This is a genomic window from Streptomyces sp. NBC_01429, from assembly GCF_036231945.1.
In the GTDB taxonomy this organism is placed as follows: Bacteria; Actinomycetota; Actinomycetes; order Streptomycetales; family Streptomycetaceae; genus Streptomyces.
On the sequence record NZ_CP109599.1, the window covers coordinates 7,434,291 to 7,446,450 of the forward strand.

Annotated in this window: 11 protein-coding genes; 9 read left to right on the top strand and 2 right to left on the bottom strand. The window is 72.6% G+C overall.

Annotated features, from left to right (window positions below; translation table 11 throughout):
• Positions 1 to 172 precede the first annotated feature (172 nt).
• The 6 genes from OG627_RS32755 (at position 173) to OG627_RS32780 (ending at position 7,835) form a co-directional block, all read left to right on the top strand.
• Complete coding sequence (locus OG627_RS32755) at positions 173 to 1,360, top strand: substrate-binding domain-containing protein (protein WP_329071362.1); 1,188 nt, start codon at positions 173 to 175, stop codon at positions 1,358 to 1,360.
• Positions 1,361 to 1,461: 101 nt separating this feature from the next.
• Positions 1,462 to 2,817, top strand: coding sequence for an ABC transporter substrate-binding protein (locus OG627_RS32760; protein ID WP_329071364.1), 1,356 nt, complete (start codon positions 1,462 to 1,464; stop codon positions 2,815 to 2,817).
• 67 nt (positions 2,818 to 2,884) lie between these two features.
• The gene (locus OG627_RS32765) at positions 2,885 to 3,919 is read left to right on the top strand and encodes a carbohydrate ABC transporter permease (protein ID WP_329071366.1); all 1,035 of its coding nucleotides are present in this window, start codon (positions 2,885 to 2,887) and stop codon (positions 3,917 to 3,919) included.
• Positions 3,916 to 4,836 (top strand): carbohydrate ABC transporter permease, encoded by a 921-nt coding sequence (locus OG627_RS32770; protein ID WP_329071367.1) that lies wholly within the window; start codon positions 3,916 to 3,918, stop codon positions 4,834 to 4,836. Before OG627_RS32765 ends, OG627_RS32770 begins: the two co-directional genes overlap by 4 nt.
• Positions 4,837 to 4,881: 45 nt before the next feature.
• A complete protein-coding gene (locus OG627_RS32775) occupies positions 4,882 to 5,922 on the top strand; it encodes a hydroxyacid dehydrogenase (protein ID WP_329071369.1) in 1,041 nt (346 codons plus the stop codon).
• Complete coding sequence (locus tag OG627_RS32780; protein ID WP_329071371.1) at positions 5,919 to 7,835, top strand: DUF2264 domain-containing protein; 1,917 nt, start codon at positions 5,919 to 5,921, stop codon at positions 7,833 to 7,835. The genes OG627_RS32775 and OG627_RS32780 overlap by 4 nt, the downstream gene beginning before the upstream one ends.
• Here the strand turns inward: OG627_RS32780 and OG627_RS32785 are convergent.
• The gene (locus OG627_RS32785; RefSeq protein WP_443073586.1) at positions 7,814 to 8,440 is read right to left on the bottom strand and encodes an N-acetylmuramoyl-L-alanine amidase; all 627 of its coding nucleotides are present in this window, start codon (positions 8,438 to 8,440) and stop codon (positions 7,814 to 7,816) included. The two genes, OG627_RS32780 and OG627_RS32785, sit on opposite strands and share 22 nt — an antisense overlap.
• Positions 8,441 to 8,663: 223 nt before the next feature.
• Between OG627_RS32785 and OG627_RS32790 the strand changes: the two genes are divergently transcribed.
• The 3 genes from OG627_RS32790 to OG627_RS32800 are packed head-to-tail and all read left to right on the top strand — an operon-like array spanning position 8,664 to position 11,105.
• A complete protein-coding gene (locus tag OG627_RS32790; RefSeq protein WP_329071373.1) occupies positions 8,664 to 9,281 on the top strand; it encodes an ArsR/SmtB family transcription factor in 618 nt (205 codons plus the stop codon).
• Positions 9,278 to 10,603 carry an MFS transporter gene (locus OG627_RS32795; protein WP_329071375.1) on the top strand — a complete coding sequence of 442 codons (1,326 nt, stop codon included), beginning with the start codon at positions 9,278 to 9,280 and terminating at the stop codon, positions 10,601 to 10,603. Before OG627_RS32790 ends, OG627_RS32795 begins: the two co-directional genes overlap by 4 nt.
• A gap of 10 nt (positions 10,604 to 10,613) precedes the next feature.
• Positions 10,614 to 11,105, top strand: coding sequence for a GNAT family N-acetyltransferase (locus tag OG627_RS32800; protein WP_329071377.1), 492 nt, complete (start codon positions 10,614 to 10,616; stop codon positions 11,103 to 11,105).
• A gap of 19 nt (positions 11,106 to 11,124) precedes the next feature.
• Here the strand turns inward: OG627_RS32800 and OG627_RS32805 are convergent, their stop codons facing one another.
• Positions 11,125 to 12,093, bottom strand: a complete 969-nt coding sequence (locus OG627_RS32805) for a DUF3152 domain-containing protein (RefSeq protein ID WP_329071379.1) — start codon at positions 12,091 to 12,093, stop codon at positions 11,125 to 11,127.
• Positions 12,094 to 12,160: the final 67 nt, after the last annotated feature.

Here is a 12,160-nt window from a genome sequence, read left to right on the forward strand (position 1 = left end):
TACGGAGAGGTCAACGGGCCGGACGGGATACGACCGGGCGGAAACATGACCCTTTCCGCGCCAGGTGATCGCTATGCTGCCGCTCAAAGCGCTCATTCGAAGCATTCAAACGAACAAGCGCACGGTACGACGGTCCGATACGACAGAGCGGTACGGCAGGGGGCCGAACAGTATGCGAGAGCCGGTCGAACTCAGGCGGCAGCGGATCCTCGCGGTGGTCGAGGCGCGCGGATCCGTCAAGGTGAGCACGCTCGCCGCCGAGCTGGAGGTCTCGGTGGTCACACTCAGGCGGGACGTGGAGGAGCTGGCCAGGGAGGGAAGACTGCGGCGCGGGCACGGCGTGGTGCGTCCGGTCGGCGCCGCGCAACCGGAGGCGGCCGTCCCGGCCGCCCGCTCCGGAGGCCCGGCCCCGGACGGCGACCCGGTCGCCCTGGTGGTGCCCGAGCGTCACTCGTATCTGTACGAGACGCTGCACGGCGCCCGAACGGTGCTGGCGGAGGCCGGGGTGCGCGTCGCCCTGCACATCGCGCCGCAGGCCGTCGGCGCCGAGCGGCCCCTGGTGGAAGCGGCGCTGGCGGGCGGCGCGCGCGGGCTGCTGATCGCCCCGCGATGGCGCAGCGCGCAGGCCGAGGAGGCGGACTACGGCTGGCTCGCCGAGGTGGGCGTGCCGACCGTGCTGATGGAGCGCAGGCCCCGGCCCGGCAGCGCGCTGCACGCCCTCGACACGGTCTGCTCCGACCACTGGTACGGGATCCACCTCGCCGTCGACCACCTGGTCGGGCTCGGCCACCGCCGTATCGTGCTGGCCGCCAGGGACGACAGCCCCACCGCGCGCACCCTCCGCGCCGCCTTCGCCGAGATCGCCGCCGCCAGGCCCGAGGTGGAGGACTGGTCGGTCGTCCTCAGCTCCCCGGACGCGGTGCCGGGCCCACCGCCGGGCGCGTCGCCGGAGGCGGGGGAGGGCGCGCCGCCCCGGCCCGCGCTGGACCTCGCGGGGCTCCTGCGCGAGCGCCGCGCCACCTGCGCCGTCCTGCACGGCGACGTGGACGCGCTGATGCTGGTGCAGCGGCTCGCCGAGGACGGGGTGCGGGTGCCGGAGGACTGCTCCGTGGTGGCGTACGACGACGTGGTCGCCGCGCTGGGCACCACCCCGCTGACCGCGGTCGCCCCGCCGAAGTCGGAGATCGGGCGGGCGGCGGCCGAACTGCTGCTGCACCGGCTGGCGGGACCGGCGGGCGCCGCGGGGCCCGTGCGCAGGACCGAGGTGCTGCCGGGGCTGAAGGTGCGGGGATCGACCCAGGCGCCGCCGGCGCCGTGGACCCCGGGTCCGGCCGCCCGGTCAACCCCCTCAAAAGTATGAGCGTTTGACCGCTTAGATTTTCTTCTGAGCGATCTATTGACCAGTACCGATCAGCCGATCAGGATTCCTCGTGTCTCACACCGGAGCCGCGGGAGGCGCCCATGCCTGGTCGACAGAGCCGTCGATCCGTGCTTGCCTCGATCGCCGCGCTACCCCTGGCAGGCGCGCTCAGCGCCTGCACCGGGGGTGGCGCGGACACCCGATCGGGCAGCGCGAGCAAGATCAGCACAACTGGCGGGAAAGCCACACGCATCACCTTCTGGTCCGCACTGCGCGGCAGCCAGGAAGTCGTGAACGCGTTCAACAGCACCCATGACACCGTCCAGGTCGACTTCCAGCAGATCCCCGGAGGGGACTCGGGCGGCTACGCGAAACTCAGCAACGCCGCCCGGGCCGGCAACGCCCCGGACGTCGCCACCCTCGAATACCCCCAGGTCCCCGGCTTCGCCATCGACGGTGTCGCCCGGGACATCACCGGCCTGGTCAGCGACACCCTGCGGGCGAAGCTGCTGCCGCAGGCGCTCGCGCTGACCACCTTCGAGAAGCGGACCTTCAGCCTGCCGCTCGACATCGAGCCGATGGTGATGCACTACCGCGCCGACCTCTTCCAGCAGTACGGCTTCGACGTCCCCCGTACCTGGGAGGAGTTCGAGGCGACCGCCAGGGAACTGCGCCGCAAGTCCAGGGACCGCCGTCTCGTGCTCTTCCCCACCGACGGCTTCACCCAGTTCGCCGCGTACTCCTGGCAGGCCGGCGCCCAGTGGTTCGACACCTCGGGAGGCGCCTGGAACGTCTCGCTCGCCGACCGGCCGACCCGCCGCGTCGCCGCCTACTGGCAGCGCCTCATCGACGACGACCTGGTCTTCACCAACGCGGTCAACAGCCGCCAGAGCGACGCCCAGATCGGCAACGGCCTGGTCCTCACGCGGCTCACCGGAGCCTGGGACGCCGGCGCGCAGATGAACGCCCGCCCCGGCCAGAAGGGCCAGTGGGCCATCGCCCCGCTCCCGCAGTGGGACGAGGCCAGGCCCGCCGTCGGCACCCACGGCGGCTCGACCTTCGCGGTCACCAAGGACTGCCGCCACCCGGAGGCCGCCATGGAGTTCATCGCATGGCAGATCTCCCACCCCGACGCGCTGCGCGCCCGGCTCTCCAGCGGAACCAGCAGCCAGTACCCCGCAGCGCCCGCCCTGGTCTCCGTCGGCCGCGACGCGTTCGACCGCGGCTACTACAACGGGCAGGACATCTACACCCTCTTCGAGGAGCAGGCGCACACGGTCCGCGACGGCTGGATGTGGGGCCCCAGGTCGAGCGCCACCCAGCGGGTCATGCAGGACGGGTTCGCCCGGGTGAGCGGGGGACAGGGCTCCCTGATCTCGGCCGCCCGCGCCGCACAGGACGGCACCATGCCGGACCTCAAGGCCCTCGGCCTCGCCACCACCGAGCACACCACATGACCCGCGCCCCGGCTCCGATCGGCCCCGGCCACCACCGTCCCCGCAGCAGAGAGGCAGGTGACGCCCGATGAGCAACCCCGTGAGCAAGCCCCTGGCCGGCCCCCTCACCGCCCCCGCGGGCCCGGCGCCGCGCGGCGCCGCCGCGTCGGCCACCACCGGCGCACCCGCGGACCCCGCCGCCGCGCGCGGCGGCAGGAAGTCGGCCCGGCGCCGCGAACTCGTCGCGTGCGCCGTCCTGATGGCCCCGTTCTTCGTCCTCCTGATCGCGGTCTTCCTGATCCCCGTCGCCACCGCCGTCCGGCTGAGCTTCTTCGGCGAGGACCACCCGGGACTCGGCTTCGGCCCCAGCCGCACCATCTTCGTCGGACTGCGCAGCTACGCCGCCGTGCTCACCGACCCGACCTTTCTCGGCAGCCTCGGCAACGTCGTCCTGTACTGCGTGTTCTACATTCCGCTGCTCGTGATCGGCGCCCTCGCGCTCGCGCTGCTGCTCGACTCCGGGGTGGTGCGGCTGCGCGCGTGGGCCCAGCTCGGCCTGTTCCTGCCGCACGCCATCCCCGGCATCATCGCCGCCCTCATCTGGCTCTACCTCTACACACCCGGCATCAGCCCGGTCATCGAACTGCTCGGCAAGGCCGACATCACGATCGACTTCCTCGGCATCCACACCGTGCTCCCGTCCATCGTGAACATCGCGCTGTGGAGCAACCTCGGCTACAACATGGTGATCTTCTACGCCGCCCTCCAGGCCGTACCGCGCGAGGTCATCGAAGCGTCCGTCGTGGACGGCGCCGGTCCGGTGCGTACCGCGCTCCAGGTCAAGACCCCGCTGGTGCGCTCCTCCATCGTGATGGTCGCCATGTTCACCCTCATCTTCGCCCTCCAGCTCTTCACCGAACCCATGCTGCTCAGCTGGTCCACCCCGATGATCGGCGCACGGTTCTCGCCCAGCATGTACATCTACGACGCCGCCTTCACCCGCAACAACTACGGCCTGGCCGCCGCCGCCTCGGTCGTCCTGCTGATCTGCACCGTCGCCCTCTCCTACTTCGTCACCCGCTGGACCAGCCGCGTCAACGACCAAGAGGAGGCCGCCCGATGAGCGCGACGAGCACCACCCCGCGCACCCCGGCGCGCACCCCCCGGCCCGGCGCGGGCGCCCGCGCCACACCGGCCTCGCTGCGCCCGCGTCTCCTCGGCCGCTCCGTCGTCAACCTCGTCGTCGGCATCTCGGTGCTCTACACCCTGCTGCCGGTGCTCTGGCTGGTGCTGGCGGCGGGCAAGAACCGTGACGCCCTGTTCAGCAGCGATCTGCTCTCCGCCGGCGGCTTCTCCTTCGTGCAGAACGTCAAGGACCTGTTCGCCATGGACGACGGGCTGTACGCCCGCTGGTACGGCAACAGCCTGCTGTACGCGGTCCTCGGCGCCGCCCTCGGCGCCCTGATCTCGATCGCCGCCGGTTACGCCTTCGACAAGTACGGCTTCCCCCACAAGGAGAAGCTCTTCGGCCTGGTCCTCGCCGCCGTCATGGTCCCGCAGACCGTCCTCGCGCTGCCGCTCTATCTGCTGGCGTCCAGCACCGGCCTCGTCAACACCTTCTGGGCCGTCTTCATCCCCGTGCTCTTCAACCCGTTCGGCGTCTACCTCGGCCGGATCTTCAGCCAGGGCTACGTACCCGACGAGGTACTCGAAGCGGCGCGCGTGGACGGCGCCGGCGAACTGACCGCCTACGTACGGGTCTCCCTGCGGATGCTCGGCCCCGGCCTCGTCACCGTGTTCCTCTTCCAGCTCACCGCCATCTGGAACAACTTCTTCCTCCCCATGGTGATGCTCTCCGACCAGGACCTGTATCCGGTCAGCCTCGGCCTCTACGCCTGGAACAGTGCCGCGACCGTCTCGCCCGAGTACTACCCGGTGGTGATCATGGGGTCGCTGCTCGCCGTCGTTCCGCTCATCCTCGCCTTCGCCCTGCTCCAGCGCTTCTGGAAGTCCGGCCTCACCGCCGGAGCCGTCAAGTAGCACCCGCACCGACGGACCACCCCCCACCCTCGTACCAGGAGTTCCATGGACACCACAGCGACCGCAGACCGCCGGCCGCGCCCCCGGCCGCGCGCCGCCCTCGCCATGGCGCCGGACGCGGCGGCGGCCGTCCTCGGCCCCGGCGCCATGACCGCCCTCGGCGCTGTCTGCGACCTCCGACCACCGCCCGTACTCGACGACTTCACCACCGACCGGGCCCGCGCCGTACTCGCCGATGTGGAGGTCCTCGTCACCGGCTGGGGCTGCCCGCCCCTCGACGCCGTCGCGCTGGCGGCAGCGCCCCGGCTGCGCGCCGTCGTCCACACGGCGGGCACGGTACGCGGCCACATCACCGAGGCGTGCTGGGAACGCGGCATCGAGGTCTCCTCGGCGGCCGCCGCCAACGCCCTGCCGGTGGCCGAGTACACCGTCGCGATGATCCTGCTCTCCGGCAAGCGCGCCCTGGAGCGGGCCCACGAACTGCGCACCGCGCGCCGCCGGGAGGAGTCGCTGCTCACCACAGCGGACACCGGCAACTACGGCCGTACCGTGGGCATCCTCTCCGCCTCGCTGATCGGCCGGCGCGTCATCGAACTGCTGCGCCCCTACGACTTCCAGGTGCTGCTGCACGACCCGTACGTCCCCGACGAGGAGGCCGCCGCGCTCGGCGTCCGCCCCGTCGGCCTCGGCGAACTGTTCGAGCTGGCCGACGTGGTCAGCGTCCACACGCCACTGCTGCCCGCCACCCGGGGGCTCGTCAGCCGCGAACTGCTCACCTCGATGCGTCACGACAGCGTGCTCATCAACACCGCGCGCGGCGCCGTCGTCGACCAGGACGCCCTGGTCGACGTGCTCAGGGCGCGGCGCGTGCGGGCCGTACTCGATGTGACGGAACCCGACGTCCTGCCCCCCGACCACCCGCTGTGGGAGTGCGACAACGCGCTCATCACACCGCATCTCGCGGGATCCCAGGGCAATGAGCTTCGACGGCTTGCCGAACTGGCCGTCGACGAGGTCACCCGCTGGGCGGCCGGCGACGGCTTCGCCCATCCCGTACCCCGCGAAAGGATGGCATTCCTCGCATGACCTCTCCCTCCACCACTCCCTCCCCCCTCGAACTCCCCGCCGAGGACCGGGCGCTCAGCCCGCACACCGGCTACACCCGGGCGCACTGGGAGGCCGCCGCTGACGGTCTGCTGCGCGCCGCCTGGCAGTGGGCCACCCCCGGCAGCGCCCTGCTCGACCTGCCGGGACGGCCCTCGGGCTCCGGCGTGCGCTCGGACGGCCTGGAGGGTTACGCCCGCACGTTCCTCGCCGCCGGCTTCCGGGTGGCGGGCGCGGGCGGCAAGGACCCGCACGGCTGGCTGGAGCGGTACGCGGACGGGCTGGCGGCCGGTACCCGTACCCCGGGACGGGACGACACCGAGTCCTGGCCGCTGATCCTCGACCACCACGTACAGGGCCAGCCCATGGTCGAGTCCGCCTCCGTCGCCATCGGGCTGCGGCTGACCGCGCCCTGGCTCTGGGACCGGCTCGACTCCGGTGTCCAGGACCGCGCCGAGGAGTGGCTGCGCGGCTCCCTGCGGCACACCCCGGCGCCCAACAACTGGTATCTGTTCCCCTACTCGGTGGCCGGCTTCCTGGAGTCGGTGGGCCGCGGCGACGCGGAGACCGCGCGCGCCAGGGAGCGGGCGCTCGACCTGCTGGAGGGCTGGTACCGGGGGCAGGGCTGGTACGCCGACGGCGACAGCCGCGCCTTCGACCACTACAACGGCTGGGCCCTGCACCTCTATCCCGTACTCGACGCGCATCTGGCCGGGGACACGGAGCTGTCCGCGCACTACGGCGCCCGGCTGCGCGAACACCTGGAGAGCTTCTCCCTGCTGTTCGGCGCCGACGGCGCGCCGATCCACTTCGGCCGCTCGCTGACCTACCGGTTCGCGGCCGGCGCCGCGGTCGCGCTGGGCGCCGTCACCGGACACACCCCCCTGCCGGCCGGCGTCTCCCGGCGGCTGGTGAACGGATCGCTGCGCTACTTCCTCGACCGGGGCGCCACCGGTACGGACGGGCTGCTCAGCCTCGGCTGGCACGGCCCGCACGATGCGACGCTCCAGCACTACTCGGGCCCCGCCTCGCCGTACTGGGCCTCCAAGGCGTTCGTCGCGCTGCTCGCCCCCGAGGGCGATCCGCTGTGGACGGCCCCCGAGGAGCCCGCGCCCAGTGAGGGCCCCGACCGGGTGCTCGCGCTGTCCGCGCCCGGACTGCTCGTGCACTCCACCCGGGCCGACGGGATCGTCCGGCTGCACAACCACGGCAGCGACCACATCCGCCCGCACGAGGGGGAGGCGGGGGTACGGGACGATCCGCACTACAGCCGGCACGCCTACTCGACCCGCACCGGCCCGACCGCCGTGGCGAACGTCGCCGACAACCATCTCGCCGTGGAGATCGCGGGCGGCCTCAGCGACCGCCGCCGTATCCGCCCGCTGGGCGCGGGTGGCGGCGACGGCTGGGGGTGGGCCGCCTCCTGGCACCGTCCGGTCTTCGGCACGGGCGCGCCCATGGTGCCGGGGCTGCGGGTGGAGAGCGTCACGGTGGTGCGCGGCAGGTACGAACTGCGGGCGCACCGGGTGCTGGGCGCTCCGCCCGGGGCGCTGGTGCGGCAGACGGGCTGGGCGACCGGTCCGGACGAGGAGGTGCGGTCCGCCCTGCACCCCCTGCACGGCTGGCAGTCCGCCGACGAGGTACGGGCCCCGCAGGGCACGGCCTTCACCCGCTGGGCCGTCGTCCCCCGGCTCACCGGGGAGGCCGGGGGCAGCACGCTCCTGGTGGCCCTCGCCTCGCTCACCGGGGAATCCGACGCCGCTCCGCTGGCCGGTGCGGTGAGCGAGGTGAGCGTGGCGGGGGACACGGCAGAGGTGCGGTGGTCGGACGACGGGTCAACGACCCGTATCGCCTTCGAGCCGCTGACGGTCGATCATGTCCGCGTGACGGGCTGAGTCTTGACGAGCCGGAGGTAGCGGTCCCAGTCCCAGAGGGGGCCGGGGTCGGTGTGGGTCGCGCCGGGGACCTCACTGTGGCCGATGACGCGCTGACGGGTGCGGGGAATGCCGTACCGGTCGCAGACGGCGGCGGTGAGGGCGGCGGACGCGGAGTACAGCGCGTCCGTGAAGTACTCGGGCCGGTCCACCCAGCCCTCGTGCTCGATGCCGATGCCGCGGGTGTTGTAGTCCCAGTTGCCCGCGTGCCAGGCGACGTCCTTCTCCCGCACGAACTGGCCGATGTAGCCGTCGGCCGAGGCCACCATGTAGTGCGCGGAGACCTTCTTGGCGGGGTCCTGGAAGATCTTCATCGCGTCCGGGAAGGTCTCCTGCGTCACATGGATGACGACGAAGTCGACCGGATAGGCCGTCGGGCGGCTGGACACCGTGTAGTTGGAGGCCGAGGCGGGGATCCAGTGCGTGGGCGGATACGCGACGGCCGCCCGGCCGGCGGCCCGCGCGGCGGTGGGGGCGGTGGCGGCGAGGCCGAGCGCGGCGGCGCCGAGATACGCCCCGGAGCGCAGCAGCGTACGGCGGGACGGGATGGGGCTCTGGGCTTCCAAGGGGGTCTCCCGGATGAGGTAGCCGTGGGGGGAGGAGCGGTGGGGGGGAGCGGGGTGACGCGATTCCATGGTGACGCGTCGCCAGGTTCATGCCAATAAGGCCGGATGCCGCCGAATGGCGCGCCGTACGGGGTCCTGAGGGTGGTTCCGCCCGGGATTCCGTGCGGGGTTTTCTTTGCAGAGACACCTATGCAGAGGAGTCTCTGCAACATAGGGTGTCCGTATGCCTGAAGAACCGGACAACGGACCGGCGAGCGCGGCGCGCCCCGGCCGGCCCACCCGCCACCTCGACGCCAACAGCCTGCGGGGACTGGCCCATCCACTGCGGATGAGCATCTTCGAACTGCTCAGACTCGACGGCCCGGCCACCTCCACCCTGCTCGCCGAGCGCCTCGGCCAGAACACCGGGACGGTCAGCTGGCACCTGCGCCACCTGGCCGAACACGGCTTCATCGAGGAGGAGACGGGGCGCGGCACCAAACGCGAGCGCTGGTGGAAGGCGGCCGAGGCCAAGAACGTGCTGAACACCGGCGACTTCCTCGACGACCCGGAGGCCCGGGGTGCCGTCTCCGTCTTCACCCACGAGCTGGTGGGCCAGTACTTCAACCGCGTCATGACCTACCTCAACGACGAGTGGGACGAAAGGTGGCGCAGCGTCGGCACGATCGGCGACTGGAGCGACCTGCGGCTGACGCCCGATCAACTCGGCGCGCTGAACGAGGAACTGGCGGCCGTCATCGCCCGCCACACCCCGGCCGCCGACGCCGACCCGGAGCCCGGAGCGCTGCCCGTCGTCGTCCAGCTCCAGTCGTTCCCGCGCCACGGGCGCGCCGGATCATGAGCCGGGAGGAGAACCGACGCGCGCGGGGAGGGCTGCTGCGGCGCCACCGTGATTTCCGGCTGTTGTGGTGCGGCGAGACGGCCGGCCGGTTCGGCGCCTCGGTCACCGGCGTGACGATGCCGCTGATCGCCGTCTCCCGGCTGGACGCCGAGCCGTTCGAGGTCGGTCTGCTGACCGCGGCCTCCTGGCTGCCCTGGCTGGTCGTCGGGCTCCCGGTCGGTGCCTGGGTGGACCAGATGCGGCGCCGGCCGGTCATGCTGGCCGCCGCCGCGGTCTCCCTCGTCCTGTTCGCGGCCGTCCCGCTGGCCGACCGCGCGGGCCTGCTGAGCATCGGACTCCTGCTGGCGGTCGCCCTGCTCACGGGGACGGCGGGGGTGTTCTTCCAGACCGCGTACACCGCCTATCTGGCCGCCCTGCTGACCCCCGAGGACCAGCCGGAGGGCAACGCGAAACTGCACGGCAGCGCGTCCGCCGCCCAGATCGCCGGGCTCGGCTCGGGCGGCCTGCTGGCCCAGGTGGCGGGCGCGGTGAACGGGATGTTCGTCAATGCCGCCACCTTCCTCGTGTCCCTCCTCTGCCTGGCGGGCATCCGCCATCGCGAGCCCCGGGTCGCTCCCGCCCGACGCCGTCCCGGAGCACTGGCCGGTGAAGTCGGCGAAGGGCTGCGGCTGGTCGCCGGAGACCCCTGGCTGCGGACGCTGACGCTCTACGGCGCCGCCGCCAACCTGGCCCTGATGGGCTATCAGTCGATCCTCGTCGTCTTCCTGGTGCGGGGCGTCGGGCTGGCCCCCGGGCCGGTCGGCGTGCTCGTCGCGGCCGGGGGTGCAGGGGGAGTGCTCGGCGCCTTCCTCGCGCGCCGGGTCGCCGCCAGGACCGGCACGGCCCGCGCGACACTTCTCTTCGCGCTGGGGCTGCCCGCCTTCGCGCTCCTCATACCGCTCACGTCCGGCGGCGCCGGGCTCCTCTTCTGCGTGATCGGCGGCGGCTGCGTCTCGGCGGGCATCGTGGCGGCGAACGTCGTCAGGGCGACCTTCCAGCAGCGGTACTGCCCACCGGAGCTGCTCGGCCGGCTCACCGCGAGCGCCGCGTTCCTGAACTACGGCACGATCCCGCTCGGAGCCGTCCTCGCCGGCTCGCTCGGCACTCTGCTGGGCCTGCGGCCCGCGATGTGGATCATGACGGCCGGGGTCCCGCTCGCGGCGCTGATCCTGCTCTTCTCCCCGCTGCGGCGCGTGCGCGACCTGCCGACGTCCCGGCAGCCGCTGCGGCCGCGGGGGGCGCGGCGGCCACTGGGGTTGCGGGGCACCCCCGAGCCCGGGTGATACTCGCCGGATGACTTCGCGACGTACCGGAGCGGGCGTGCGGGACCGTACCCCCGTCGTGGCGATCAGGCGCGCGACCGCGCGGGACGCCAAGCGGCTGACCCGCCTCGTCCGGACGTCCCGCGCCTACGAAGGCCCGTACGCCCCCATGGTCGCCGGATACCGGGTGGGGCCCGACTACATCGAGGCCCATCAGGTCTTCGTCGCGGTGGCCGCCGACGGCCGGGTCCTCGGCTTCTACGCCCTCCTGCTCGACCCGCCCGAACTCGACCTCATGTTCGTCGCCAACGACGCCCAGGGCCTGGGGACGGGACGTCTGCTCATCGGGCACATGAGGGAGCGGGCGCGCGCGGCCGGGATCGATTCCGTCCGGGTGCTCTCGCATCCGCCCGCCGAGGGCTTCTACCGGGGAATGGGCGCGGTACGGACCGGCACGGAGGCCGCCAGGCCGCCGGCCGTGATGTGGGACCGGCCCGACATGGTCATCCCCGTCGGCAGCTGACGGATCACGGCACCGCGGTTCACGGCACCGCGGGTCCGGTGATGGCCTTCCCGCTCGCGTCGTAGGGCCAGGCGTTGATTACACAGCCGTGCAACCCCTTGATCTGCTGCATCATCGCCGGGGCCGGCCGCCCGGGACCGGGACAGGTCTGGTGGCCGTGCCCGAGATAGTGCCCCACCTCGTGGTTGATGATCAGCGCGCGGTACTGCGAAATGTCCTTGGCGTAGAACTCGGTGGCCAGCAGCCACCGCTTGAGATTCACCATCACCTGGTCGCCGACGTTGCAGTTGACCTCGCCGCCGGTGTCCAGACCGTACTGTCCGCAGATCTCGTCCACGGTGCCGGGAGTCGCCACCTTCACGACGAAGTCGGCCGGGCCGCCCGACACGCGCTGGAACGCCGACGTCCCGTCGGCCGTCCAGCCCCGGGGGTCGGCGAGGATCCGCTCCACCTCCTTCGCCACCCCGGCGGCGGAGAGCTGGAGACCGTCCTCGACGGAGACCTCGTAGCGCAGCACCTTCCCGCCGCCCTTCCCGGTCTTCGTGCCGCCGCCGGCAGCCGTGGTGAACGTGCCCGATCCCGATGCCGGGATGTCCTTCTCCCGGACGGAGCCGCCGGAGGAGGCGGAGGAGGAGGGCGATGCCGAGGGGGAGGCGGGCGTGGACCGGTCGGCCGGGGCCGAGCCTTGGACGGACGGCTCGTCCGGGGACGCCTCGCCGGTCTCCGGACGGCGCGAGGCCGGGGCGCTCGGCGCCTTGCCGTCCCCGCTCTCCCGCGCTGAGGTCTCGACGGACGAGGCGTCGCTCCGTTCCGCGCCCGCCATCGCCACGTATCCGACCGCCGTCAGCGCGATCACCGCGAAGGAGCCCGCCAGGAGCAGCCCGCCACGGGTGGGCCCGCGGTGCGCGGAGGCCCTGGAGCGGCGACCGCGGCGACTGCCGCGGCGGCGCCGACGGTCCGGTGGGGAAGGGGGCGTGCGGTGTGTCATGGAGGTCGAGGCTGGAGCCGTCGTGTGATCAAACCTGGACCAGAAGGTAACGGAACTGTCACGAGTG